The following is a 24881-nucleotide window of genomic DNA, read 5'->3' as shown; positions in this document are numbered from 1 at the left end:
GGTGAGCCGCCGGGGCGGGGCGGCACTCGCATTGGCCGCGTTCCTGCTCGCGGTGCCGTTGGCCCGAGAGGCAAGCCGCCAGACCCGACCGACCTGGGCCGAGGGGCCTCGAGGCGACGTAACGGCCGTGGAGGGACTGCTCTTTGGAGAGGGCCTCGATCCAAACGGCGCTTCGGCGCTGGAATTGACGGTCCTGCCTGGGATTGGTCCGGCCCGGGCGGATGCGATCGTGGCGCATCGAGGGCGCACACCGTTCTGCCGCCCCACCGATCTGGAGCGCGTGCCGGGGCTCGGCCCACGCACGGTCGCCCGCCTGCGCGACTGGCTGGCCATCGATCCCGGGGCGCCTGGGTGCCCTGGGCCGAGCAAGGGCTAGGCTTTTCCCGCGGTGGATTCCATTTTCGAACGCGTACGAGCCTTCTTCCGCGACGACCTGTGGAGCCGGGAGCCGCTACCCGCGCCTCTTGGTTGGCTCCGTTCTGTCGTGCAATTGGGCTTCCTGATCGCCGAGGGTTTCGTCAAGGACCACCTGACACTGCGGGCCTATCATCTGACCTTCCTGACGATGATCTCGATCGTGCCTTTGTTGGCGATCGCCGTCGCCATGGTGGACTTGATCGGCGGCGGGCCGGAAGTGGTGCAGCAGCTCCTCGGGAAATTTGCTGCGGTGACGCCCGAGGCGCAGGATTTCCTGCTGAAACAGGTCGGCGAGTTCAACTTCAAGGCCCTCGGCGGCGTCTCGGGCGGCGTCGTGTTGTTCACGACGATCCTGCAGATCGGGGGCGTGGAGAAGGGCCTGAACGCCATCTGGGGCGTGCCGGAGCAGCGTCCCTGGGTGCGCCGGATCCCGGACTACATGGCGGTCATCTTCGTGGCGCCCATCTTGATGGGCGTCGCCATTCCGCTGCGGACGACGATCGAGAGCCAATGGCTGGTGCAGCGGATGCGCGACGTGCCCTGGGTCAATGCGCTCCTCGCATCCGGGATCGAGTACGCACCGCTCCTCCTCTCACTGCTGGCGTTTGCGTTCCTGTATTGGTTCCTGCCGAACACGAGAGTGCGGCCCCGCTCCGCGCTTCTGGGTGGTGGTGTCGCCGCGATCCTGTTCGGCCTGGCCCAGGTGGCGTTCGTCGCGACGGTCAGGGGTTCATCGCGTTACGGTGCCGCCCTGGGTGCGCTGGCGGGTGTCGCGCTCTTCATGATCTGGGTCTATTGGTCGTGGAACGTCGTGCTCTTCGGCGCCGAAGTCGCCTACGCCCATCAGACGCTCAATCTCTACCGCCGGGAGGTGCGCGGGCAAGCCCCGGGCGCCGCGGCTCGGGAGACGATCGGGCTCGCGATCGCCGTCCAATGCGCCAAGGCCTTCGAGGAGGGGAGTGAACCCTGGACCGCGGACACGTTGTCCGACACGTTGGATGTTCCGCTGCGCTCGGTCCGTGAGATCCTTGGCGATCTCGAAGCCGATGGCATCCTGAGCCCATGCGGAGCCGATCAGCACGGTGCCTTCCAGTTGGGCCGTCCGGCAGAGCACGTGCGCGTCGCGGACGTCTTGACGGCGCTTCAAGGGGAGCGCCACGTCGCGTTGGGCACCCCCGAAGTGGCTCGTGAGGTGAACGCGGTCCTCACCGAGATCGATCAGGCCGCAGCGCCCGCCGCCGAGGGCAAGAGCCTGCGGGATCTCGTCTTCGATCTAGGCGGCCCGGGAGAGCCCACCCAGCTGGCATCCGGCAAGTGAGGATCTACCTCGATTTCAATGCAACCACTCCGGTTCATCCGGAGGTCTGCGAAGCCATGCAGGAGATGCTCCGGGAAAACTGGGGCAACCCCTCGAGCACCTACATCGAAGGCGCAAGGGCCCGCCGTGCCATCGAAGGCGCGCGAGAGCAGGTGGCTGCACTGGTTGGAGCCGATTTCGATGAGATCCTGTTCACGGGCAGTGCCACCGAAGCGAACAACACGGCCATCCACTCGATTGCAAGAGCCAACGATCGCACGCGGTTCCTGAGCTCGACGATCGAGCATCCTTCCGTCGATGAGCCGCTGGCTCTTCTGGGCGAGCATGACTCCACGATCGTGCAGATTGGCGTCGACGAGGCGGGCCGCCTCGATTTGACCGCCCTCCGGCTGCAGGTCGATGATCGCACCGCCCTGGTGGCCGTGATCCTCGCCAACAACGAGATCGGTGTGGTGCAAGACATTCCCACCATTGCCGAGATTGCCCATCGTGTCGGAGCGCACCTGCATGTCGATGCGACCCAGGCCCTCGGGAAGATCCCGGTGGACGTTTCGACGTTGGGCGCGGACAGCCTCGTGGGGTCGGCCCACAAGTTCTACGGCCCGAAGGGCGCGGGCTTTCTCTGGGCTCGCTCCGGGGTGCCCCTGGCGCCCTGGATCCGCGGCGGCCCCCAGGAGAAACGGCGCCGAGGTGGGACGGAGAACACGGCGGGAATCGTTGGCCTCGGCTGCGCCGCCGAGCTGGCGCGCCGCGATCTGGGCATTCGCGCGGCGGAGTGTGCACGGCATCGGGATCGACTCTGGGAAGGCATCGTGGCGGGCGTTCCCGGCGTGCGACGCAATGGCTCGGCGGAGCATGTGCTTCCGAACACCCTGAACATCGAGTTCGAAGGTGCCGCGGGCGATCTCCTCCTGGAGATGCTGGACGGGGAGGGCGTTGCGGTCTCGGCCGGCGCAGCCTGCGCATCCGGTTCGATCGAGCCTTCGCACGTATTGTCGGCTCTCGGACGAACTCCGCAGGAGGCGCGAGGCACGTTGAGGTTCAGTACCGGGCTCGGGACGAACGAAGCGCAAATCGATCGGGTCCTCGCCTTGCTCCCCGAGCTCGTAGGCCGCGCTCGCGAGGTGGCGGCGTGAGCCCAGGCCGGATCGTCGTCGGTATGAGCGGTGGGGTTGATTCCTCCGTCGCGGCAGCCCTGCTGGTCGAGGCCGGCCACGAAGTGATCGGTGTGACCATGCATCTCGCGGGCAGCGAGAGTCGATGCTGCTCCCTCGACGATGCCGACGATGCGCGGCGCGTGGCCGACAAGCTGGGGATCCGCTTCTACGTCGCCAACTTCAAGGATCGCTTTCGAGAAGAGGTCATCCTGCCCTTCGCAGATGCCTACCTCGAGGGTCGCACGCCGATTCCGTGCGTGATCTGCAATCGGCGCTTCAAGTTCCATCACCTGATGGAGCGGGCTCGGGCATTGGGTGCCGATTCCGTTGCGACGGGTCACTACGCGCGGGTGGAAACGGATCCCGCCGGCGGCCCCCCGAAATTGCTCCGGGGTGTGGATCCTGCGAAAGACCAGTCCTACTTCCTTTTCGATCTCGTTCCGGAGCAGCTTGCGCGCATCCGCTTCCCGCTTGGAGCCCTGCGTAAGGAGGAAGTACGCGAGAAGGCCAGGGCGATGGGCCTCGCGACGGCCGAGAAGCCCGAGAGCCAGGAAATCTGTTTCGTGCCCGACGGCGACTATGCGAGGGTGGTCGAAGAGCTTCGGCCTGGAAGTCTTCCCGGGGAGGGCGAGGTCGTGGACGCCAAGGGGAAGGTGCTGGGGCGGCACTCGGGCATTCACCATTTCACGGTCGGCCAGCGCAGGGGCCTCGGCGTGACCGCGCCGGAGCCTCGTTATGTGCAGGCGCTCGATCCTGAGAACAACCGCGTGGTGGTCGGCCCGGTGGAGGAGCTCGGCAGCTCCGGAGCCCGGGTGGGCGGCGTCTCATGGACCTGCGGGCAACCACCGCCCCCTGGCCAGCTGGCGGATGTGAAGATCCGCTATCGCGACGAACCGGCGGCGGCAAAGCTCATGCCCCAGGAGGGTGGCGCGGTCGAGGTGAACTTCGACCATCCGGTGCGCGCTCTGGCGCCGGGGCAGGCCGCCGTCTTCATCGTCGGCGAGGAGATCCTCGGAGGCGGATGGATCGAAGGGCCACTCCCGTGACCGCGCGAAAGGCCCCGGACGCCGAGCTCGAGAAGCTCCTGGGGCACACGTTCTCCGACGAGGAACTCCTCGAGTGTGCCCTTACCCACCCCTCGTCTGCCTACGAGCGGGACGGCTCGCGTGGAAACGAACGCCTCGAATTCCTGGGCGATGCGGTGCTCGATCTGGTGGTGGCCCGGCTGCTCTACGAGGCGAACCCGGATTGGCGGGAAGGGGATCTCACCCGCGCGAGAGCGGCCATGGTCAACACGGAATCCCTGGCCACCCGGGCGCGAGAACTCGGGCTCGGCGAGTACATCCGCCTCGGGCGAACCGAACTCCAGTCCGGCGGTGCAGAGAAGAGCCGTGTTCTCGCCAATCTCCTGGAGGCGGTGATCGGCGGTCTCTACCTGGATGCGGGCATCGAGAAGGTCTTCAGTTTTACGAAACGGGCCTTCGCGGAACCCCTGGCTTCGGGACGTGCGGTGTTGGAGCAGGATCCGAAGACCCGCTTCCAGGAATGGGCCCACGCCGTTCTGCGGGAGACTCCGCGTTACGAGCCCCTCGCCGATAGTGGTGAAGAGCATTCCGAGGATCGCTTCCTGGTAGCGGCCCTCGTCGGCGAGGAGTGCTGGGGGGAAGGCAAGGGGCGAACGAAGCGGGCGGCGGAACGGGCGGCGGCGAGTGCCGCCCTGGATCGAGCCGCAGGGCGGGATGCCGCCGATGGCTGAACGACCTCATCGGTCTGGTGTGGTGGCCTTGCTAGGTCGCCCGAACGCAGGGAAGTCGACACTGCTGAACCGCCTGCTTGGTCAGAAGCTGGCGATCGTCACGTCCAAGCCCCAGACCACCCGCAGCCGAATTCTCGGCATTCTCACCCGCGATGATGCCCAGCTCTTGCTTCTCGATACACCGGGCTTCCACGAGAGCCCGAAAGCTCTGAACCGTCTCCTCAACGAAGTCGTCGATGAAGTGGCCGAAGATTGCGACGTCGCGGTGATCCTGGTCGAAGCCCGACGAGGTTGGGACGAGGGGCATGCGGCCCTTCTCGAACGCTTGAAGGCACGCAAAGCCGAGGTGGTCGTGGTGGCCACCCAATGCGATCTCGGCCCGCCGTCGGAACGCGTGCCCGCCGACTTCCAGATCTCCGCGAAGACGGGGGACGGCATCGAGGCGTTCGTCGAGGCGTTGGTAGGCCATCTTCCAGAAGGCCCCGCCTACTATGACGCCGAATCGGTGACGGATCGCTCCATGCGCTTCCTGGCGGCGGAACTGATCCGCGAGGCCGTGTTCGAAGCGCTCGAGCAGGAGCTGCCCTACGAGACGGCGGTCGAGATCGAAGCCTTCGATGAGAGCGACCCGACCTTGACCCGGATTCAGGCCACACTTCTCGTGGAGAAGAAATCCCAGAAGGGAATGGTGGTCGGGAAGGGCGGTCAGATGATCCGGCGGATCGGCACCGCAGCGCGTCATGCCCTGGCCGAAATGCTCGAAACCCGGGTCCATCTGGAGCTCTGGGTGAAGGTCGAGCCGCGCTGGACGAAACGGCCCAACCGCTTGAAATCCCTGGGATATCATTGACTAGGAGTCACGCGTCGCCAGACTATTGGCACATTTGACGCCACTCTCCCCCGTGGGTTAGGGTTGGCCCGTTTCGGCCGTGTTCCGTCCGGATCTCCCCCCGTTCTTGCACTGTAGGGTGCCCCCGGGGATGTGACGCCGGTGGCAGCGCGGACCCAACGTTCTGGGCCCGAGGCCCCGCTAGGAGCACCCGTTCATGTCCGCCAGCCAGCAACTCACCTACGCCGAGGTCCGCAAGCTCGTCCGCAGCCGAAAGATCGAGCACGTCGTCGTTCTGGGGGCCAACGGAACCATGGGCTACGGCAGTGGCGCCTTGTTCACCCAGGCCGTGCCCAAGGTCACCTTTCTTGCGCGTACCAAGGCCAAAGCCGAAGAAGGCCTGGGCGCAGCCGTCAAGCAGGTGCGCTCGCCCACCGTGGCCTCTCGGGTCGAGGTCGGCGACTACGACCATGAGTTCGACGGTGCCGTGGGCAGCGCGGACCTGATCTTCGAGGCCCTCACCGAGGACTTCGACGTCAAGAAGGCGATCTTCGACAAGGTGGAGAAGGTCCGCCGGGACGATTCGATCGTGGCCACCGTGACTTCCGGCCTCTCGATCAACGCGCTCTGCGAAGGCCGCGGTGATTCGTTCCGGAAGAACTTCATGGGCCTCCACTTCTTCAATCCGCCGAACGTGATCGTCGGGACGGAGCTGATCCCCGGCGACGATACGGATCCGGAGCTCGTCGATTTCATAGAGGCCTACTCCAGGGCTCGCCTCGGCCGCGAGATCATCCGCACGGCCGATACTCCGGCCTTCGCCGGTAATCGGGTGGGCTTCAAGGTGCTCAACGAGGCCGCGCAGTTGGCGGAAGAGCACGGTCCGGTGCTCATCGATCGGCTCATCGGGCCGTACACCGGCCGCGCGATGACTCCGCTCGCGACCATCGATCTGGTCGGCTGGGACATCCACCGGGCGATCGTCGACAACGTCTACGAGAAGACCCGGGACGAGGCCCACGAGACGAACAAGCTGCCTGCGTTCATGGACAAGCTCATGGAGCGCGGTGTGCTCGGCAACAAGACCGGCCGCGGCTTCTTCTGGAAGGAGGACAAGGTTCGCCACGTCCTCGATCCCGTGAGCGGTGACTACAAGCCGGAGGCGGAGGTCAAGCTGCCGAACCTCTCGTACATCGACGATGTCTCGGCCATGTATTCCCAGGGGCGTTACGAAGAAGGTGTCCAGATCTTCCTGGATGCCGAAGGCGAGTACGCCGCGCTCGCTCGCAAGGTGATCGCCGGCTACATCAGCTACGCCTTCCATCGGGTCGGCGAGGTGACCGCAACGATCAACGGTGTCGACCGGATCATGGGCATGGGCTTCAACTGGGCGCCGCCCTCGGTGCTCGTCGATACCATGGGCAAGCAGGCCGCGGTCGACATGATCGCCAACGCCGGGTTGCCGGTGCCGAAGATCCTGGAGGAAGCGGCGCGCAGCGGCTCCCCGGAGCGGTTCTTCCAGCATAACCACATCAATCCCGGACGATTCTTCGTCGCCAGCTAGGCGCGAGCAGGAGGTTTCCATGGCAGCGGGTTCCGAAGTCTATGTGATTGGCGGCTACCAGACCGATTTCGGTCGGAATTGGACCAAGGAGAACAAACACTTCTCTGCGCTGATGCGTGAGTCCGTTCTGGGCGCACTGGAACGCACGGAAATCGCTCCGGAAGAGATCGAGAGCGCTCACGTCGGCAACTTCGCCGCAGGGCTCTACTGTATGCAGGGCCACCTCGGCGCGTTCTTCACCGAGGTCCATCCGGCCTTCAGCGGCCTTCCGACCGGGCGCCACGAGGCCGCCTGCGCATCGGGCAGCATCGCGCTGCTCGCCGCTGCAGCCGAGATCGAAGCGGGGCGCTACGACCTCCAGGCCGTCGTCGGCATCGAGCAGATGAAGACGGTCAGCGCGGCCGAAGGCGGAGCCTATCTGGGAACCGCCGCCTGGTACGAGGACGAGGCGAAGGGCATCGAATTCCCGTTCCCGAAGCTCTTCGGACGGCTCGGCGATGAGTACGACAAGCGCTACGGGCTGAAGGATGAGCACCTGGCCGAGATCAGCCGGCTGAACTACGACAACGCCAAGCTCAACCCGAACGCACAGACGCGCACCTGGTACATGAACAAGGAGCACGCTCTCTGCCGCACCGATGACAACGCGTCGGTCGGTGGACGCATCCGGATTGCGGACTGCTCCCAGGTGACCGACGGCGCCGTCTGCATGTTCCTGGCTTCCCGCGAGTACGCGGAGAAATACGCCAAGGGCATGGGCAAGAAGCTCGAGGACATCCCGCGCATCAAGGGCTGGGGCCACAACACCGCCCGCCTGCGTTTCGACGACAAGGTCGCCGAGAGCGCCGGCGATCGATACGTGCTGCCCCACGTTCGCAGCACGATCACCAGCGCGATGGAGCGTGCCGGGGTTCCGGACGTCAGCGGGATCGACGCCATCGAGACCCACGATTGCTTCACGACCTCCGAGTACATGGCGATCGACCACTTCGGGATCACCGAGCCGGGCGAGAGCTGGAAGGCCGTCGAGGCCGGCTGGCTCGAGATCGACGGCAAGATTCCGATCAACCCGAGCGGCGGCCTGATTGGCGCCGGGCACCCGGTGGGTGCCACGGGCGTCCGCCAGCTTCTCGATGCCACCCTCCAGGTGACGGATGCGGCCGGCGACTATCAGGTCGAGGGCGCGAAGAACATCCAGACCCTCAACATCGGCGGCAGCGGGACGACGAGCGTCAGCTTCATCGTCGGCGTCTAGGGCGCCAACCCCTGCAGGTCCGGATCCACGAGGTCGGGGCGCGTGACGGGCTCCAGAATGAGCCCGGCACGTTGGCCACGGCCGCGAAGTTGGAGTTGTTGGCCCGGCTGGCGGAGGCCGGGCTCACGTCGATCGAGGTCACTTCCTTCGTGTCCCCGAAGTGGATTCCGCAACTCGCGGATGCAGACGAGGTCGTTGCCGGGCTCGTCCGGAGACCGGGCGTCCGTTACTCGGCGCTGGTTCCCAACGCCAGTGGCTTCGAACGCTTCCAGGGGACCGCGCTGGATGACGCTGCCTTTTTCGTCTCCGCGAGCGAGACCCACAACCGCAAGAACGTGAACCGGGGGGTCGAGGAGCACCTGGAGCGCTTCAAGCCGGTCGCAGAACAGATCCTCGCGTCCGGTGCGGGCCTGCGCTGCTACGTCAGCACGGTTTGTGGATGTCCCTACGAGGGAGACGTCGCGGCCGAGGCGGTGGTCGAACTGGTTCGGCGGCTCGATGCGATGGGTGCCGAGGAGATCTCCCTGGGAGATACGATCGGAATCGGCACGCCCGATCAGGTGCGGCGGGTGATCCGAGCCGTGCGTGAGGTCGTGCCCCTCGAGCGAATCGCGCTCCATCCCCACGATACCTACGGCCGGGCCCTCGCCAACCTGCAGGCCGGGCTCGAAGAAGGCATCCGCATCTTCGATACGTCGTTAGGTGGCCTCGGTGGGTGCCCCTACGCCCCGGGAGCCTCGGGGAATGTCGCAACCGAGGACGTGGTCGATCTCCTCGAGCGCGAAGGCATCGACACCGGGATCGACCTTCGAGCGCTGGTCGAAGCCACGAGTTGGATCGAGGAGCAACTCGGGCGCCCGTTGCCCGGTCGCGTGTTTCGGGCGCTCGGCGGCGGGCGGGCGGAGAAGAGCTAGACAGCGGGCAAGTGCGGCCAACCGTCAGCGCTTCTCCAGGACGTTGCGCAGATGCTGCAGGCGCAGGGAGCTGAGCGGGTTGTGCGTGAGCGTGCGCGCGATGTGCAGCACCGCCAGCCGGTCTTCTCGCCGAGGGTGGGAGAAGAGTTCGGGGTAGGCATCGCGCAGCCAGTCGGGTACTTCGCGGTAGTCCTCAGCCCGCGCGAGGGCCGCGTACTCGTCGGAAACGAAGAGCGCGGGGTGGTCGCATACCGAGAGCAGGATCTCCAGGTCGACTTCGAGCCAAGAGCGGCGCGACCATTCGAGATCCAACAGCCACACGTCGGTGCCATCCCAGAGCACGTTCTCCAGGTGCGGGTCACCGTGGACGAGCCCCCGCCCGCGGTCGTCGAAGGCTGGCCAGCGGTCTACCAGAAACGCTTCGATCTCTTCGGCAAAGCCAGCATCCAGGGGAGCGGTGCTGGCGGCGCGCCGCAGCAGATCCAGCAAGCGGTCGAGGGGAAGCACATGCGGGGGCGATAGATCGCGATCGCCGGGAAGGTGAGGCGCTCGGGTCTGGTGCAGCGCCCGCAGCGCTGAGACGAGGGCGCGAATCGCTCGCTTGCGCTCCTCGGCAGTCAACTCCAGCCAGGCGCGAGCCAGTTGGGCACCCGCGACCCGCTTCGTCACGATCCACTCGATCTCTCCGTCGTTCCCATGGGTCAACACGCCGGGGTATCGAGCCTCCGGAGCCAGGGCTTCGGCGATCTGGGCCTCACGAGCCAGCCGGCCAAGATCGCCGCGCCAGTTCACCCGCAACACAAAACCGGGCCCGAGCCAGGCATCGTTGGCCATGCTCGAGGCGGGTTCGAGCGGGGTATCGGGCTCCATGCCTGCGCCCACGAGGGCGCGCTTGGCCAGGGCAGCAGGATTTCGCAACACAGGCTCAAACTAGGCGTTTCCGGGCATCTGGTGGACGAGCCGAAGCAGGGCAGGAGAGGGCGTGGCGGGGTTGGTGACTCTGAGTCCTTTGCTAAGGTTGCCATCTAACGTTAACTGGCAAATCTACCGATGGATCTTCGATGACCCAAGCACCCCAATTCTCGATCGGCTCCGTGTGCCGCTCGACCGGCCTCTCAGCCCGCACGGTTCGGTACTGGGAGGAACTCGGCTTGCTCCCGGGTGTCCGGCGCCGGGAAGGGGCTCGCCGCGTGTATGGCGAGGATGAGATCGAGCGTCTCCATTTCATCCAGCGGCTCAAGACACTGGGGCTCTCGCTCGCGGAAATCGGTGAGCTGAACGCGGTCTACGCCATCGACGGTTCCACCCGCGCCATGCTGGAGCACCTCGATGAACTCCTCGGCCGACACCTCGCCGGGCTCGCCCAGCGCATCGAGGAGCTGAGTGGCTTGCGAGACGACATCCAGAAGTACCAGGATCATGTCGAAGCCCGCGTTGGCGCGTTGGCCCAGGAGAGAGCGGAATGAACGCGAGCGCGGAAGTGACACCGATCCACCCCGGTCCGGAGCGGGTGCGCGTCGTAACTGCAGCGTCGCTCTTCGATGGGCATGATGCGGCGATCAACATCATGCGCCGCATCCTGCAATCGCAGGGCGCGGAGGTCATCCATCTAGGGCACGACCGATCGGTCGCGGACATCGTGGAAGCGGCGGTCGAGGAAGATGCCCACGCCATCGCGATCTCGTCCTATCAGGGTGGCCACGTGGAGTTCTTCCGCTACCTGGTCGACGAGCTGACGGCGCGTGGTGCTGGACACATCCGCGTGTATGGCGGGGGTGGCGGGACGATCGTTCCCGACGAGATCGCCGAGCTTCACGCCCATGGAGTCGCGCGGATCTTCAGCCCCGAAGATGGTCGCACCCTCGGCTTGGAGGGAATGATACGCTGCATCGTCGACGAGTGCCTGGCGCTGCCCGCGCCGCAGCTGGGCGACGCTCTCGCTGGGCTTTCAGCGGATCGATCCGGCCATGTCGCCCGGGTGATTTCATGGCTGGAGGCATCGACCGACGGTGCTTCGCTGAAGGCGTTGCGAACGGAGCTCGGGACCCGACGTTCCGGCTCCGCCGCACCCGTGGTGGGCTTCACCGGTACGGGAGGCGCCGGCAAATCGAGCGTCGTGGACGAGTTGGTGAGGCGCTTCCGGTTGGACTTCCCGGAGCTGCAAATCGGCCTCTTGTTGGTGGATCCATCGCGTCGGCGCACAGGAGGTGCGCTGCTCGGCGATCGGATCCGCATGAACGCCATCGCGGGCGAAGGCATCTACGTGCGCTCCATGGCGACACGCCAGGCTCACCTCGCGCTCTCCCAGGCCATTCGGGATGCGGTTCTGGTGCTGCAGGCGGCAGATTTCGACCTCGTCCTGGTCGAGACGGCGGGCATTGGCCAGAGCGACTCGGAAATCGTCGACCTGGCGGATACGTCGGTCTACGTCATGACACCGGAATACGGCGCACCTTCCCAGCTCGAGAAGATCGACATGCTGGAACTGGCCGACCTGATCGTGCTCAACAAGGCCGATCGACGCGGCGCACTCGATGCGCTGCGTGACGTGCGCAAACAATGGCGTCGCAATCACACGGCCTTCGAAGCGGAGGACGAGGCGATTCCCGTGGTCGCCTCGACGGCGAGCCAATGGGACGACCCGGGGATCGACAAGATCTACGCGTTGTTGCGCGAGAAGCTGGTGGAGGAAGGCAACACCGCGTTCTCCGCAGGGGGCCAACACGAAGCGCCGGGTGCTGCGGTGCCGCCGCCGTTGATCCCTTCGGGCCGGGAGCGCTACCTGGAAGAGATCGCCGCCTCCGTGCGGGGCTACCGAGAGCAGACCGAAGCGCTCGCCCAGGTGGCCCGGACCACGCGCGCCCTCGACCTCGCCCACGACGCGCTCCCGGAGCAGGCCGCCGACGCTCGCGCTGCAGTGGCGTCGGAACAAGCGACCCGTAGCGAAGCCCTCGATCCGGCACTTCGGGCGGCCCTCGAGGCCTGGCCCGAAACGCGCGCACGTTACGAGGCCGCCGAGCAATCCTACGAGGTGCGCGGTCGCGCGATCCACGTCGAGAACCGGGCCGAGACCCTTTCCGGCACGCAACTCCCGCGCGTGGCCGTACCGCGTACCGAGGATTGGGGAGAGCTGGCTCGCTACCTGCGCCAGGAGAACCTGCCTGGGCATTTCCCCTTCACCGCGGGGGTGTTCCCGTTCAAACGAGCTGAAGAGGATCCGGCGCGAATGTTCGCAGGGGAGGGCGGCCCCGAGCGTACGAACCGACGTTTCCATCTCGTCTCCGCCGGGCAGCCCGCCACACGCCTCTCCACGGCGTTCGACAGCGTCACGCTCTACGGTCGCGATCCGGCCGAACGCCTGGACGTCTACGGCAAGGTGGGTACCAGCGGCGTTTCCGTCTGCACGCTCGACGACGCCAAGCGCCTCTACTCGGGTTTCGATCTCTGCGATCCGACGACGTCGGTTTCGATGACGATCAACGGCCCGGCGCCGATGGTCCTGGCGCTCTTCTTGAACGCCGCCATCGATCAAGGCGTCGAGAAGCATCTGCGCGAGACGGGCGAACTCGAAGCGGTGCGTGCGAGGCTGGGCGGCGACGAGCCGCCGACCTACCGCGCCGAGCTTCCCCCGGGCCACGACGGCCTGGGCCTGGGACTGCTCGGGATCTCGGGGGCCGATGCCGTCGATCCGGAGACCTATGCCCGCATTCGTTCCGAAGTCCTGACCCGGGTCCGAGGCACGGTCCAGGCGGACATCCTGAAAGAAGACCAGGCCCAGAACACCTGCATCTTCTCCACCGCATTCGCGCTCAAGGTGATGGGCGATATCCAGGCGTTCTTCATCGCCGAGAAGATCCGGAACTTCTATTCGGTCTCGATCTCCGGCTACCACATCGCCGAGGCCGGAGCGAACCCGATCACCCAACTCGCTTTCACGTTGGCCAACGGCTTCACCTACGTCGAGGCCTACCGCGCGCGCGGGATGGACGTGGATGAGTTCGCCTCGAACTTCAGCTTCTTCTTCAGCAATGGTCTCGATGCCGAGTACAACGTGATCGGACGGGTCGCCCGGCGCATCTGGGCGGTCGCGATGCGCGATCTCTACGGGGTCTCGGAACGAAGCCAGAAACTCAAGTATCACATCCAGACGTCCGGTCGATCGCTCCACGCCCAGGAGATGGCGTTCAACGATATTCGCACCACGCTTCAGGCTCTCACCGCGATCCAGGACCATTGCAACAGCCTTCACACCAATGCCTACGATGAGGCCGTCACCACGCCCACGCCGGAGTCCGTTCGCCGGGCCCTCGCAATCCAGCTGGTGATCAACCGCGAGCTCGGCGTCGCCAAGAACGAGAACGCCTTGCAAGGCTCCTACCTCACCGAGTGGCTGACCGAAGCCGTGGAAGAGGCCGTGCTCCAGGAATTCGAGCGCCTCTCCCAGCGCGGGGGTGTGCTGGGCGCCATGGAGACGCACTACCAGCGCGGCAAGATCCAGGACGAAAGCATGCACTACGAATCCCTGAAGCACTCGGGCGAGCTGCCGATCGTCGGCGTCAACACCTTCGTCAACCCGGAATCCGAGGAGGCCGGCGAACCGATGGCCCTGATGCGCGCCAGCGAGCAGGAGAAACTCGACCAGATCGGAGGCCTGGCAGCTTTTCATGCGCAACACCAGGCCGAATGCGGCCCGGCGTTGGCGCGGCTTCAAGAAACGGCTCGGAGCGGTGGAAACCTGTTCGAGGAACTGATGGAGACGGTCAAGGTTGCCAGCCTGGGCCAGATCTCCGAGGCCCTGTTCCTGGTGGGAGGGCGCTATCGGCGCTCCATGTGACAGGGGCTAAGGTCTGGCCGCTCGGGCCGGAGACCCCTCGGGGCTCCAAGCTCGACAGGCGGAAGGAGCGGACATGAGTGATCGCAAGCAGTGGGAAGAGACAGCGGCGAAGGAGTTGCGTGGCCGCGCGTTGGAGGAACTCGTCTGGACGAGTCCGGATGGCCTGCGTGTGAAGCCCCTCTACACGGCAGCGGATCTCGAGGGGCTCGAGCACGTCGACACGATGCCGGGCTTCTTTCCGTTCCTGCGCGGCCCGCGTGCGACGATGTACGCGAACCGGCCCTGGACCCTTCGCCAATATGCGGGCTTCTCGACCGCCGAGGATTCGAACGCTTTCTACAAGGCCAACCTGGCCGCGGGCCAGCAAGGGCTTTCGGTGGCCTTCGATCTCGCCACCCATCGTGGGTACGACTCAGACCATCCGCGGGTCACCGGTGATGTGGGCAAGGCGGGCGTGGCCGTCGATTCGGTCGAGGATATGAAGATCCTCTTCGACGAGATCCCGCTCGATCAGGTGACCGTCTCGATGACGATGAATGGAGCCGTTCTTCCCGTGCTCGCGTGCTTCATCGTGGCGGGTGAGGAGCAGGACGTTCCCGCCGAGAAGCTCGCAGGAACCATCCAGAACGACATCCTCAAAGAGTTCATGGTTCGCAATACGTACATCTATCCGCCCGAGCCGAGCATGCGCATCGTGGCCGACATCATCGAGTACACGGCCCAGCAGATGCCGAAATTCAACTCGATCTCGATCAGCGGCTACCACATGCAGGAAGCCGGCTCGACGACCGTGCAGGAACTCGCGTTCACCATCGCGGATGGCCTGGACTACGTGCGGGCCGCGCTATCGAAGGGCCTGGATGTGGATGCCTTCGCTGGGCGCCTCTCGTTCTTCTGGTGCATCGGCATGAACTTCTACCTCGAAATCGCCAAGATGCGTGCCGCCCGTCGGATCTGGGCCGAGCGCATGCAAGCGGAGTTCTCCCCCAAGAAGGCCCGCTCGATGATGCTGCGCACCCATTGCCAGACTTCGGGTGCGAGCCTCACGGAGCAGGATCCGATGAACAACGTGATCCGCACGACGATCGAGGCGATGGCCGCGGTCTTTGGAGGAACCCAATCCCTTCACACGAATGGTTACGACGAGGCGGTGAGCCTACCGACGGATACGGCGGCCCGGGTGGCGCGCAACACCCAGCTCATCCTGCAGGAAGAATCCGGCATTCCGGCCGTGGTCGATCCCTGGGGCGGCTCGTACTTCATGGAATCACTCACCGAGAGCGTGTATCGCGCTGCCAACGAGTTGATCGACGAGGTCGAAGCCCTCGGCGGCATGACGAGGGCGATCGTCGCGGGCATGCCGAAGCTGCGAATCGAGGAAGCGGCCACCCGCCGGCAGGCCCGCGTCGATAGCGGTGAGGACGTCATCGTCGGCGTGAACAAATATCGGTTGGACGAGGAAGACCAGCTCGATGTCCGCGACATCGACAACACGGCGGTACGCCTCTCCCAGATCAAGCGGTTGGAGGAGGTCCGCGCCAGCCGGGACGGAGCGGCGGTGGAGAAGAAGCTCGCCCATCTGTCGAAACTGGCGGAGACTGGCGAGGGCAACCTGCTCGAGGCTGCGGTGGATGCGGCGCGCTCGCGCGCAACGGTCGGTGAGATTTCTGAAGCCCTCGAAGAACACTACACGCGATATCGCGCGGAGATCCGCTCTGTGTCTGGCGTCTACGGTGGGGTCTATCAAGGTGACGAAGATTTCGATGGCATCTGCCGCGATGTCGAGGCCTTCGCCAAGGAGGAAGGCCGTCGCCCGCGCATGCTGGTCGTGAAGCTCGGCCAGGATGGCCATGATCGAGGCCTCAAGGTCATTGCCACGGCCTTCGCGGATATCGGCTTCGACGTCGATGTCGGCCCGCTCTTCCAGACTCCCGAAGAAGCCGCTCAGCAGGCGCTGGATGCGGATGTGCATGTCGTGGGCGTCTCGAGCCAGGCCGCCGGGCACAAGACGCTCGTGCCAGCGCTGATCGAAGCCCTGGCGGCCAAGGGCGTGGCGGATATCGCCGTGGTCGTGGGCGGCATCATCCCGCCCCAGGACTACGCTTTCCTCGAGGAAAAAGGTGTCGCGGGGATCTTCGGCCCCGGCACGCCGATTCCGAAGGCCGCTCGGGACGTCCTTCAGGTCGTCAGGAAACGCCGGAAGTGAACGAGGCCGAGCAGCACGCCGCCGCCATCCGCGGGGGCGACCGCCGCAGCCTGGCTCGGGCCATCACCTGGATCGAGAGCACGCGCCCCGAACACCAGGCCCTGGCCCAGGGCATCCTGGAGGCGTTGGTCGCCGAGACGGGCCGCGCCATTCGGGTGGGGCTCACCGGCCCGCCCGGTGTCGGCAAGAGCACGTTCATCGAGAGCTTCGGTCTGCACCTGCTCTCGCTGGGCCATCGCGTGGCTGTGCTGGCCGTGGACCCTTCGAGCCCGGTCACAGGCGGGAGCATTCTCGGCGACAAGACCCGCATGGAACAGCTTGCCCAGGACGAGCGCGCGTTCATCCGTCCGTCGCCTTCCGGCGGTGCCCTCGGAGGTGTGGCCCATCGTACCCGTGAAGTCCTGTTGCTATGCGAGGCGGCTGGTTTCGATGTCGTGATCGTCGAGACCGTGGGGATCGGCCAATCCGAGTTCGCCGTGCGCTCGCTCGTCGATACGTTCCTGGTGATGCTCCAGCCGGGCTCCGGCGACGAGCTGCAGGGCATCAAGAAGGGCGTGCTGGAGCTGGCCGACGCATTGGTCGTGAACAAGGCGGATGGTGAGCAGAAGGCGATCGCCGAGCGCACCCGGGGCCAGCACGAGGGCGCGCTCTCGCTCCTCCGCCCGACGACGAGCGGTTGGAAGCCCCGCGTCCTCTCCGTCAGCTCCCTCGAGGGGGTCGGCCTGCCCGAGGTCTGGGAGACGGTCGAGGCCCACCGGGAGGCGCTCCAGGCCAGCGGAGAGCTGGAGGTGAGGCGCCGAGCCCAGGCCAGCGAGTGGATGTGGAGGCTGGTGGACGAGGGCCTCAGTCAGGCCTTCCGAGCCCATCCGGCGGTCGCCGACCAGATCGCCCGCTGGGAGGCCGACGTGGAAGCCCAGCGAGCAACCCCCGCAGCCGCCGCCCGGGCGCTTCTAGAGGCCTTTCGGCGCTCCTGAGGCCCCTCGGCCCCTGTCTGCAGGCCGGCGCCGAAACCGGCTCTCCCTTTCGAGCCCTTCATTTGCGGGTCCTACCTGCCGATGAAACGAGAGTCACGGGCTTCTGCCCGATGGGGTGTGACAGATGGTGCAGATCAACATGGCCGGCCGAGAGATCGTGCTGAAGCTCGTGTACTACGGGCCGGCGCTTTCGGGGAAGACCACGAACCTGCAGAAGCTCCACGAGCTTCTCGATCCGAGCACCCGCGGCAAGATGGTCACCCTCGATACCGCCGATGACCGCACGCTCTACTTCGATTTCCTGCCGGTCTCGTTCGGCACCCAGGCGGGCTTCATGATGAAGCTGAAGCTCTTCACGGTACCGGGTCAGGTGATGCACAAATCGACCCGCAAGGTCGTCCTCGCAGGGGCCGACGGCGTGGTCTTCGTCGCCGATTCCCAGCGTTCCTCCGCCAGTGCCAACGCCTACAGCTGGCGCGACATGGAAGCGAACCTCAAATCGAATGGCATCGATTTCGACGCCATTCCGAAGGTCGTGCAGTTCAACAAGCGCGACCTGCCCGACGTGAAACCCCTCGAAGAAGTTCGCAAAGCCTGGGGCGACATCCCGACCTATCCGGCTGTAGCCATGCGAGGCGAGGGTGTCATCGAAACCTTCCGCGAGCTGCTGCGAAAGGTCTACCGCTTCCTCGACGCCCGCCACGACTTCCAGGAGAAGTTCGCCGTATCCGAGGACGACTTCCTCAAGGGCGTACTGAAGAATCTGACCAGCTGAGCGGCCCGGGCAGGCCCGCGCACTCTACCCGAAACTCCTTTGGGTTCGAGGACTTGCGGTAGCTCGAAAATTGACACCGGTGTCAACTGCTGGTAGCGTGGCCTGCAACCCAGCGCCCGACGGAACTGCACTAGAGTCCGTACGGAGAACACCGATGAGAGACCCCCGTCCGCAGTCCACCGGCGGCGACCGCCGGCCCCAAGACACGGCGGCGACCGCCGGCCCCGGGCCCGATTCACCCTTGACCGATGCGAGTAGCCCCGTCGTCACCGTCACCGACGCGATCGATGAGATCCGCGCGGGGCGCATGGTCATCCTCGTGGATGACGAGGATCGGGAGAACGAGGGCGATCTGTGCATGGCCGCCGAAGCGGTCACACCCGAGGCCATCAACTTCATGGCCACCTACGGCCGGGGCCTGATCTGCCTGCCGATGACCGAGCATCAGCTCGATCGGATCAACCTGACGATGATGGTGCCGGATGCCGAGAACTCCTCCGGCTTCGGCACCGCCTTCACGATCTCGATCGAGGCCCGTGAAGGCGTGACGACCGGCATCTCGGCATTCGATCGGGCGCATACGATCTCGACGGCGATTGCCGAGGACGCTCGGCCCCGGGATATCGTGCGCCCGGGCCACATCTTCCCGCTGCGCGCCCGCGAAGGAGGCGTGCTGCGCCGCGCCGGGCAAACCGAAGGCTCCGTCGATCTGGCTCGCCTGGCCGGGATGAAACCCGCCGGCGTGATCTGCGAGATCATGAACGACGACGGCACGATGGCGCGCATGCCGGATCTCATGAACTTTGCGCGCACGCATCAGCTGAAGATCGTCACCGTGGCCGACCTGATCGAGTACCGACTGCGCCACGAGAAGCTGGTTCGGCCTGCCGGGGAGTGCACGCTGCCGACCGCCAGCGGCGGCGATTTCCGGGCAATCGTCTACGAGAACGACATCGATCACGTCGACCACATCGCGTTGGTGAAGGGCGAGATCCACGAGGAGGACGAGGTCCTCGTCAGGGTCCACAGCGAATGCCTGACGGGGGATGCCTTCGGCTCCTTGCGCTGCGATTGCGGCGAGCAACTCGACGCGGCGATGAAGATGATCGAGAACGAAGGCAAGGGCGTCGTTCTCTACATGCGTCAGGAAGGCCGCGGGATCGGTCTGAAGAACAAGATCAAGGCCTACGGTCTCCAGGATTCGGAAGGTCTCGATACGGTCGAGGCCAACGAGCGCCTCGGGTTCGCGGCCGATCTCCGCGACTACGGCGTTGGCGCCCAGGTTCTCTACGACCTGGGTGTTCGCCGGATGCGCATCATTACCAACAACCCGGGCAAACGCGCCGGCATCGAGGGTTACCGGCTCACGATCGTCGAACGGGTGCCCCTCGAGATCGAGCCCAACGAGAAGAACTTCGCGTATCTGCGTACGAAGAAGGAAAAGCTCGGGCACGTCTTGCACCTGATGAGCTGAGAGGAACCGAATGTTCGAATCCCCCGAGGATGTGATCGAGCAGCTCGACGCCCAGGACTACATCTGCGACAAGAACATCGCGACCGTGGTCTTCCTGGCGACGAAGCTGGACAAACCCGTACTGGTCGAAGGGCCCGCGGGTGTTGGCAAGACAGAACTTGCGAAGGTCGTATCGGCTGCCACCGGGCGCCCGATGATCCGGCTTCAGTGCTACGAGGGCCTCGATGAGGCCAAGGCGCTCTACGAGTGGGAATACTCGAAGCAGCTCCTCTACACGCAGATCCTGAAAGAGAAGTTCGCCGAGGCCATGGCTGGGGCCACCACGGTGAAGGATGCCGCTGAGCGGGTCGGCCGGGAGGACAGCGTGTTCTTCTCGGAGCGGTTCATCGTTCCGCGGCCGCTGCTGCGAGCGATCCGCGCCGAGCAGCCGACGCTTCTGCTGATCGATGAGGTCGACAAGAGCGATCCGGAGTTCGAGGCCTTCCTGCTCGAAATCCTCTCGGATTTTCAGGTGACCGTGCCGGAAGTGGGAACCCTCGACGCCGTTCACAAGCCCATCGTCTTCCTCACCTCCAACGATGCCCGAGAGATGAGCGACGCCCTGAAGCGCCGCTGTCTGCACCTCTACATCGATTTCCCGGGCGAAGAGCTCGAAGTGCGGATCCTCAACAAGAAGATCGAGGGCGTCGAGCAGCGCCTGGCCGAGGAGCTGGTCGGCGTGATGCAGCGCCTGCGCAAGCTGGATCTCAAGAAGACGCCGTCCATCAGCGAGACCCTCGATTGGGCCAGGGCACTGCTGGCCCTGAACGCCAGTGAACTCGACGAAGATGTCGTGCGAGACACCTTGAACGTCATCCTGAAGTACGAGGGCGACATCAAGAAGACCCAGGCAGAGCTTGGCCGGCTGATCACCCGCAAGGTGGAAGAGGGCGACTCGGCCAAAGCGAGCGGCGAGGCCAAGGCTCCCGAGGAGGCGAAGCCGGCCAAGAAGGGCGTGCTCCACTAGATGCAGCAGAAGATCGTCGATTTCACGAACCTGCTGCGCAAGAGTGGGATCCGCGTCTCGGTTGCGGAATCGATCGATGCCTTCACCGCCCTCGACGAGCTCTCGCTCGCGGATCGGGAGGTCTTCAAGGACGCCCTGCGCACCACGATGGTGAAGCGCTCCGAGGACATCGCCACCTTCGATCAGATGTTCGACCTCTACTGGTCGGCCTTCTATGACGGGCTGCGGGATTCGTTCGACAAGGCCTCCGGCGACATGGAAGGCGATTTCGATCTCGACCAGATGATGCAGGCTCTCCAGGAGGGCATGCAGAACATGGGGGGAGACCAGGAACTGGATCTCTCCGAGCTCGCAAAGGCGCTGTTGACTCAGGATCTGGACAAGCTCGAGCAGTTGATTCGGGACGCGGCCGAGAACGCCGGCGTCGAGCGGATCGAGAACATGCTCCAGCTGGGCTTCTTCACCCGGCGCACCATGGAGCAGATGGATGCAGAAGGCGCCGGGGATCAGCTTCGGAGCCTGGCCCAGCAGCTTCGCGAAGCGGGCATGGGCGACGCGGAAGCGGACGCCCTCCTCGAGCTGATCGACAAGTTCCTGGAGGCGCTTCGCAAGAGCGTTCGGAACTACACCGAGCGTCAGCTGCAACAGCAGAACTTCGATTACATGGAGAAGTTCCGCCGCGAGAGCCTGCTCGAGAAGAGCTTCTACAACCTCACCGAGGACGAAATCAAGAAGATGCGCGAGGTGGTCGTCCGCCTGGCCCAACGCATCAAGAATGTCCTCTCGATTCGCAAGCGCCGGCTCAAGAAGGGCAAGCTCGACCTGCATACGATGTTGCGCCGCAACATGGCCCACGGCGGCGTGCCCTTCGACCTGATCTTCAAGCAGCGCAGGAAGGAGCGACCGAAGCTCGTGATCCTCTGCGATGTGTCGAGTTCGGTGGCGAACGTCTCGCGGTTCATGCTGCAGTTCGTCTACAGCCTGCAGGAGTGCTTCACGAAGATCCGGGCGTTCGTATTCGTCTCGGAACTGGGTGAGGTGACCCCGATCTTCAAGGACAAGGACATCAACGATGCCATCGAGAAGGCGCTCGATGGGGGTGACGTGATCAATGTCTACACGCGCTCCAACTTCGGCTTCGCCTTCCATCACTTCTGGCAGAACTTCCTGTCGTCGATCGACAACAAGACCACCGTTCTCATCCTCGGTGACGCTCGGAACAACTACAACGACCCACGGGCCTGGTGCCTGCGCGAGATGCACAACAAGGCCAAGGACGTGGTCTGGCTCAACCCCGAGAGCCCCTCGGCCTGGGGTTTCGGCGATAGCGTGATGGACAAATACCTGCCCTACACGGATGTCGCAGAGGAATGCCGCAACTTGAAGCAGCTCTCTCGGGTCGTCGACCGGTTGGTGCTCTAGGTCAGCAGGTGCGGAAGTTCCTGGCGAGCGCATTCACACTGATCCTCCTGGGGCTGCTGGCGGCGTTCGCATGGTTGCCGGGATGGCTCGACCAGTTCATCAACCGGGTCGAAATGGAAGCGCCTTTCGAGGGCAGCGCCCACGCCCAGGCCCTGCTCGGTGCATTTGGCGCGATCGACCTGCACGCCGATCCGCTGCTTTGGGATCGCGATCTCGGCGAGCGGCATCGCCACGGGCAGGTCGATCTGCCGCGCCTCGTCGAAGGCAAGGTCGCAGTCCAGGTGTTCGGGATCGTCACGCAGACGCCCATGGGGATGAACTTCGAGCGAACTCCGGCGGACGATCCGGACATGATCACCTTGTTGGCGGTTCTGCAACGCTGGCCGACGTCGACCTGGACGAGTCGTCGCGCCCGCGCCGAGCACCAGGCGGAAGAGCTCGCGGCCCTGGCGGAGCATTCCGAGGGCCGGCTTCGCATGCTCCGCACTCGGGGAGATCTTGAAGAGGTGATCCAGGCCCGGGCCCGCGGCGAGAGCGTGGTCGGCGGGCTCCTGGGGCTCGAAGGCATGCACGCCCTCGATGGCGAGCTGGAGGCGGTGGACGCGCTCTTCGCGGCGGGGGTGCGCATGATGGCGCCCACGCACTTCTTTGATAACCGCATTGCCGGCTCCTCTGCCGGCGTCGAGAAATACGGGCTGACCGACCTCGGCCGTGCCGCGCTCCGCCGGGCTCAGGAGCTGGGCATCGTGATCGATGTGGCCCACGCCTCGCCCGCCACGATCGACGGCATGCTGGAAATCGTCGATGCGCCCATGGTGGCCTCCCACACCGGCGTCCAGGCGACCTGCCCAGGCCCCCGAAACCTCTCGGATGACCACGTTCGAGCCATCGCCGAGAAGGGTGGAGTGATTGGCATCGGCTACTTCGCAGGCGCCGTCTGTGGCACCTCGCCTGAGCACATCGCTCGCGCCATGGCTCACGTCCGCAAGCTCGCCGGCGCCGATCACGTGGCCCTGGGCTCGGATTTCGACGGAGCCGTGGCGACGGATTTCGACACCACAGGGCTCCCGCTCGTCATCGATGCGCTCCTCGCCGAGGGCTTCACCGACGACGAGATCCGGCGCACCCTCAGTGCGAATGCGCTTCGGGTGTTCCGGGAGGTCCTGCCGAACTGAAAAGCCCCGCCAAGCAGAGCCTGGCGGGGCTTCGGTCAGGGCGGAGAGACGGTGGATAGATGATGGGGGGTGAGAGGTTGGACATTTCGGTGAGAAATGCCATATCCACCGCCGCTCCATGAACCTGGTAGAACGGTTGCCCCGAGTATGTGCCAGCCGCGTTGCCATTGTCAAACATCATTTTGCGCGGACGGGAACAACCTGCAGAACGATGAGTCAGGACAGAAGTTTGAGCGCTGATCCCAAAGTGTTACTTCAGGTTTTGCCTGGGATTTCGCCCACTTTGACGCTTCTGCGGGCTCTCGGGTAGGCTGCGGCGATGCCGCGTCGGTTCCACATCCGCACCTACGGCTGCCAGATGAACGTCCACGATTCGGACAAGCTGACGAACCTCCTGCTTCACGCGGGTTGGGCCCAGGCGGAATCAGACGGGTCCTGTGAGCTGCTGGTCATCAATACCTGCTCCATCCGCGAGAAGGCCGAGAACAAGCTCTACAGCGATCTCGGTGTCCTGCGGGAATGGAAGGACGAGGTGCCCGGGCGGGCCCTGGGCGTGGGCGGCTGCGTGGCTCAGCAGGAAGGCGATGCCATCTTGCGCCGCTTCGGACACCTGGATTTCGTGTTCGGCACGCACAACCTGCGCTGGGTCCCCGAGATGGCCGAGGCGGCCTTCGAAGGCATGCGCGGGGCGCGCACGGAGACCAACGCCTCGCAGGAGCGTTTCGATCTGCCGGAACGGCATCCGGAGTTTCGAGCCAGTACGCCGGGGCGAGCTTTTCTGACCGTGATGGAGGGCTGCGACATGTTCTGCAGCTTCTGCATCGTGCCCACGACCCGGGGCCGGGAGATCAGCCGGCCTGCCCAGGGCATCCTCGACGAAGCCGCAGCCCTGGCCGATGCCGGGGTCCGCCAGTTGACCCTCCTCGGGCAGACCGTGAACGCCTACGGACGCCACGATCAGCGACGGGATCAAACGGCCGAGGCCGGCACGATGGGCTTTGCGGCCCTGGTGCGGCGCCTGGCCGAGATCCCTGGAATCGAGCGGATCCGCTACACGAGCCCCCATCCGCTCTTCTTTGACGAGGCTCTGGTGCGGGCCCACGCCGAAGTTCCCGAACTCTGTCCCCACGTCCATCTGCCGCTCCAGAGCGGCTCGGATCGGATGCTCGACGCCATGCGCCGGCGCTACACCGCCGAGGAATACATGCGCTGGGCCGAGGCACTGAAGGCCGCCCGGCCCGGCCTGGTGCTGACCACGGATGTGATCGTCGGCTTCCCCGGCGAGACCGAAGCTGATTTCCAGGCCACCCTGGCCCTGGTCGAGGCCCTGGCCTTCGTGGATGCCTACACGTTCAAGTACTCCCCCCGTCCAGGAACCCCCGCCGCTCAGCTGACGGAGGGGAGTGTGGCGGCGGATGTCGCCCAGGATCGCCTGGAGCGGCTTCAGGACTTGCTCCGGCGGCTCACCCTGGACGCCCACCGGGCGCGGGTGGGGGAGACGACCGAGATTCTGGTCGAAGGCCCCAGCCGGCGAGCCACGGAGCGTCCCGACCAGCCGGTGCAGATCCGGGGACGGGATCCCCAGCATCGGCTCGTGAATGCGGAACACTCGGCCCCGGGGGGTAGTCTGGTCCGGGTGGAGATCGTCGATGCGACACCTCATTCCCTGATCGGGCGTCCGGTGCCAGCGGAAGGCGTCACACTCACGCGTGGGGAGCGAATAGCCGATGAAAAGGGCCGACTCTCGGCCCCTTCTTGAGGGGAATGGATCCGCTCGGAATGCGCCCGGGCGGCATCGAGGTCAG

At 65.3% G+C, this 24881-nt stretch carries 20 protein-coding genes; 19 read left to right on the top strand and 1 reads right to left on the bottom strand.

What is annotated here, in order from left to right; genetic code table 11:
• Window position 1: 1 nt before the first annotated feature.
• The 9 genes from GY937_22700 to GY937_22660 all read left to right on the top strand — a co-directional run bounded on the left by GY937_22700 (window position 2) and on the right by GY937_22660 (window position 9210).
• Window positions 2–376: a helix-hairpin-helix domain-containing protein gene (locus GY937_22700; protein ID MCP5059523.1), complete on the top strand. Its 375-nt coding sequence runs from the start codon at window positions 2–4 to the stop codon at window positions 374–376.
• 12 nt (window positions 377–388) lie between these two features.
• Entirely contained in the window at window positions 389–1735 is a 1347-nt protein-coding gene (locus GY937_22695) for a YihY family inner membrane protein (protein ID MCP5059522.1), read from the top strand.
• Window positions 1732–2871, top strand: coding sequence for a cysteine desulfurase (locus tag GY937_22690; GenBank protein MCP5059521.1), 1140 nt, complete (start codon window positions 1732–1734; stop codon window positions 2869–2871). The genes GY937_22695 and GY937_22690 overlap by 4 nt, the downstream gene beginning before the upstream one ends.
• A gap of 23 nt (window positions 2872–2894) precedes the next feature.
• Window positions 2895–3938: a tRNA 2-thiouridine(34) synthase MnmA gene (gene mnmA, locus GY937_22685; GenBank protein ID MCP5059520.1), complete on the top strand. Its 1044-nt coding sequence runs from the start codon at window positions 2895–2897 to the stop codon at window positions 3936–3938.
• The gene (gene rnc, locus GY937_22680) at window positions 3914–4648 is read left to right on the top strand and encodes a ribonuclease III (GenBank protein ID MCP5059519.1); all 735 of its coding nucleotides are present in this window, start codon (window positions 3914–3916) and stop codon (window positions 4646–4648) included. The genes mnmA and rnc overlap by 25 nt, the downstream gene beginning before the upstream one ends.
• Window positions 4641–5498: a GTPase Era gene (locus tag GY937_22675; protein MCP5059518.1), complete on the top strand. Its 858-nt coding sequence runs from the start codon at window positions 4641–4643 to the stop codon at window positions 5496–5498. Before rnc ends, GY937_22675 begins: the two co-directional genes overlap by 8 nt.
• A 196-nt stretch (window positions 5499–5694) precedes the next feature.
• Complete coding sequence (locus tag GY937_22670) at window positions 5695–7041, top strand: 3-hydroxyacyl-CoA dehydrogenase family protein (protein MCP5059517.1); 1347 nt, start codon at window positions 5695–5697, stop codon at window positions 7039–7041.
• Between the two features lie 19 nt (window positions 7042–7060).
• The gene (locus GY937_22665) at window positions 7061–8296 is read left to right on the top strand and encodes a thiolase domain-containing protein (protein ID MCP5059516.1); all 1236 of its coding nucleotides are present in this window, start codon (window positions 7061–7063) and stop codon (window positions 8294–8296) included.
• An 11-nt stretch (window positions 8297–8307) separates the two neighbouring features.
• Complete coding sequence (locus GY937_22660) at window positions 8308–9210, top strand: hydroxymethylglutaryl-CoA lyase (GenBank protein MCP5059515.1); 903 nt, start codon at window positions 8308–8310, stop codon at window positions 9208–9210.
• Between the two features lie 24 nt (window positions 9211–9234).
• Here the strand turns inward: GY937_22660 and GY937_22655 are convergent, their stop codons facing one another.
• Window positions 9235–10131: an aminoglycoside phosphotransferase family protein gene (locus GY937_22655; protein MCP5059514.1), complete on the bottom strand. Its 897-nt coding sequence runs from the start codon at window positions 10129–10131 to the stop codon at window positions 9235–9237.
• 140 nt (window positions 10132–10271) lie between these two features.
• On the opposite strand from GY937_22655, the gene GY937_22650 reads away from it, so the two are divergent.
• The 10 genes from GY937_22650 (at window position 10272) to miaB (ending at window position 24835) form a co-directional block, all read left to right on the top strand.
• Window positions 10272–10676: a MerR family transcriptional regulator gene (locus GY937_22650; protein ID MCP5059513.1), complete on the top strand. Its 405-nt coding sequence runs from the start codon at window positions 10272–10274 to the stop codon at window positions 10674–10676.
• The gene (locus GY937_22645; GenBank protein ID MCP5059512.1) at window positions 10673–14044 is read left to right on the top strand and encodes a methylmalonyl-CoA mutase; all 3372 of its coding nucleotides are present in this window, start codon (window positions 10673–10675) and stop codon (window positions 14042–14044) included. Before GY937_22650 ends, GY937_22645 begins: the two co-directional genes overlap by 4 nt.
• A 73-nt stretch (window positions 14045–14117) precedes the next feature.
• On the top strand, window positions 14118–16250 hold the full coding sequence (gene scpA, locus GY937_22640; protein ID MCP5059511.1) for a methylmalonyl-CoA mutase: 2133 nt from the start codon (window positions 14118–14120) through the stop codon (window positions 16248–16250).
• Window positions 16247–17224, top strand: coding sequence for a methylmalonyl Co-A mutase-associated GTPase MeaB (gene meaB, locus GY937_22635; protein MCP5059510.1), 978 nt, complete (start codon window positions 16247–16249; stop codon window positions 17222–17224). The genes scpA and meaB overlap by 4 nt, the downstream gene beginning before the upstream one ends.
• A 124-nt stretch (window positions 17225–17348) precedes the next feature.
• Window positions 17349–17999, top strand: coding sequence for a hypothetical protein (locus GY937_22630; GenBank protein MCP5059509.1), 651 nt, complete (start codon window positions 17349–17351; stop codon window positions 17997–17999).
• A gap of 154 nt (window positions 18000–18153) precedes the next feature.
• Entirely contained in the window at window positions 18154–19473 is a 1320-nt protein-coding gene (locus GY937_22625) for a bifunctional 3,4-dihydroxy-2-butanone-4-phosphate synthase/GTP cyclohydrolase II (GenBank protein ID MCP5059508.1), read from the top strand.
• Window positions 19474–19483: 10 nt separating this feature from the next.
• Window positions 19484–20479: a MoxR family ATPase gene (locus GY937_22620; GenBank protein ID MCP5059507.1), complete on the top strand. Its 996-nt coding sequence runs from the start codon at window positions 19484–19486 to the stop codon at window positions 20477–20479.
• Window positions 20480–21901, top strand: a complete 1422-nt coding sequence (locus GY937_22615) for a VWA domain-containing protein (GenBank protein MCP5059506.1) — start codon at window positions 20480–20482, stop codon at window positions 21899–21901.
• The gene (locus GY937_22610; protein MCP5059505.1) at window positions 21850–23076 is read left to right on the top strand and encodes an amidohydrolase family protein; all 1227 of its coding nucleotides are present in this window, start codon (window positions 21850–21852) and stop codon (window positions 23074–23076) included. The genes GY937_22615 and GY937_22610 overlap by 52 nt, the downstream gene beginning before the upstream one ends.
• A 319-nt stretch (window positions 23077–23395) precedes the next feature.
• Window positions 23396–24835 (top strand): tRNA (N6-isopentenyl adenosine(37)-C2)-methylthiotransferase MiaB, encoded by a 1440-nt coding sequence (gene miaB / locus GY937_22605; GenBank protein MCP5059504.1) that lies wholly within the window; start codon window positions 23396–23398, stop codon window positions 24833–24835.
• Window positions 24836–24881 lie beyond the last annotated feature (46 nt).

It is taken from the genome of bacterium (genome assembly GCA_024228115.1).
Classification (GTDB): Bacteria; Myxococcota_A; UBA9160; order UBA9160; family UBA6930.
Note: the sequence above shows the minus strand (reverse complement) of the source record. Positions and strands in the feature narration are given on the sequence as shown.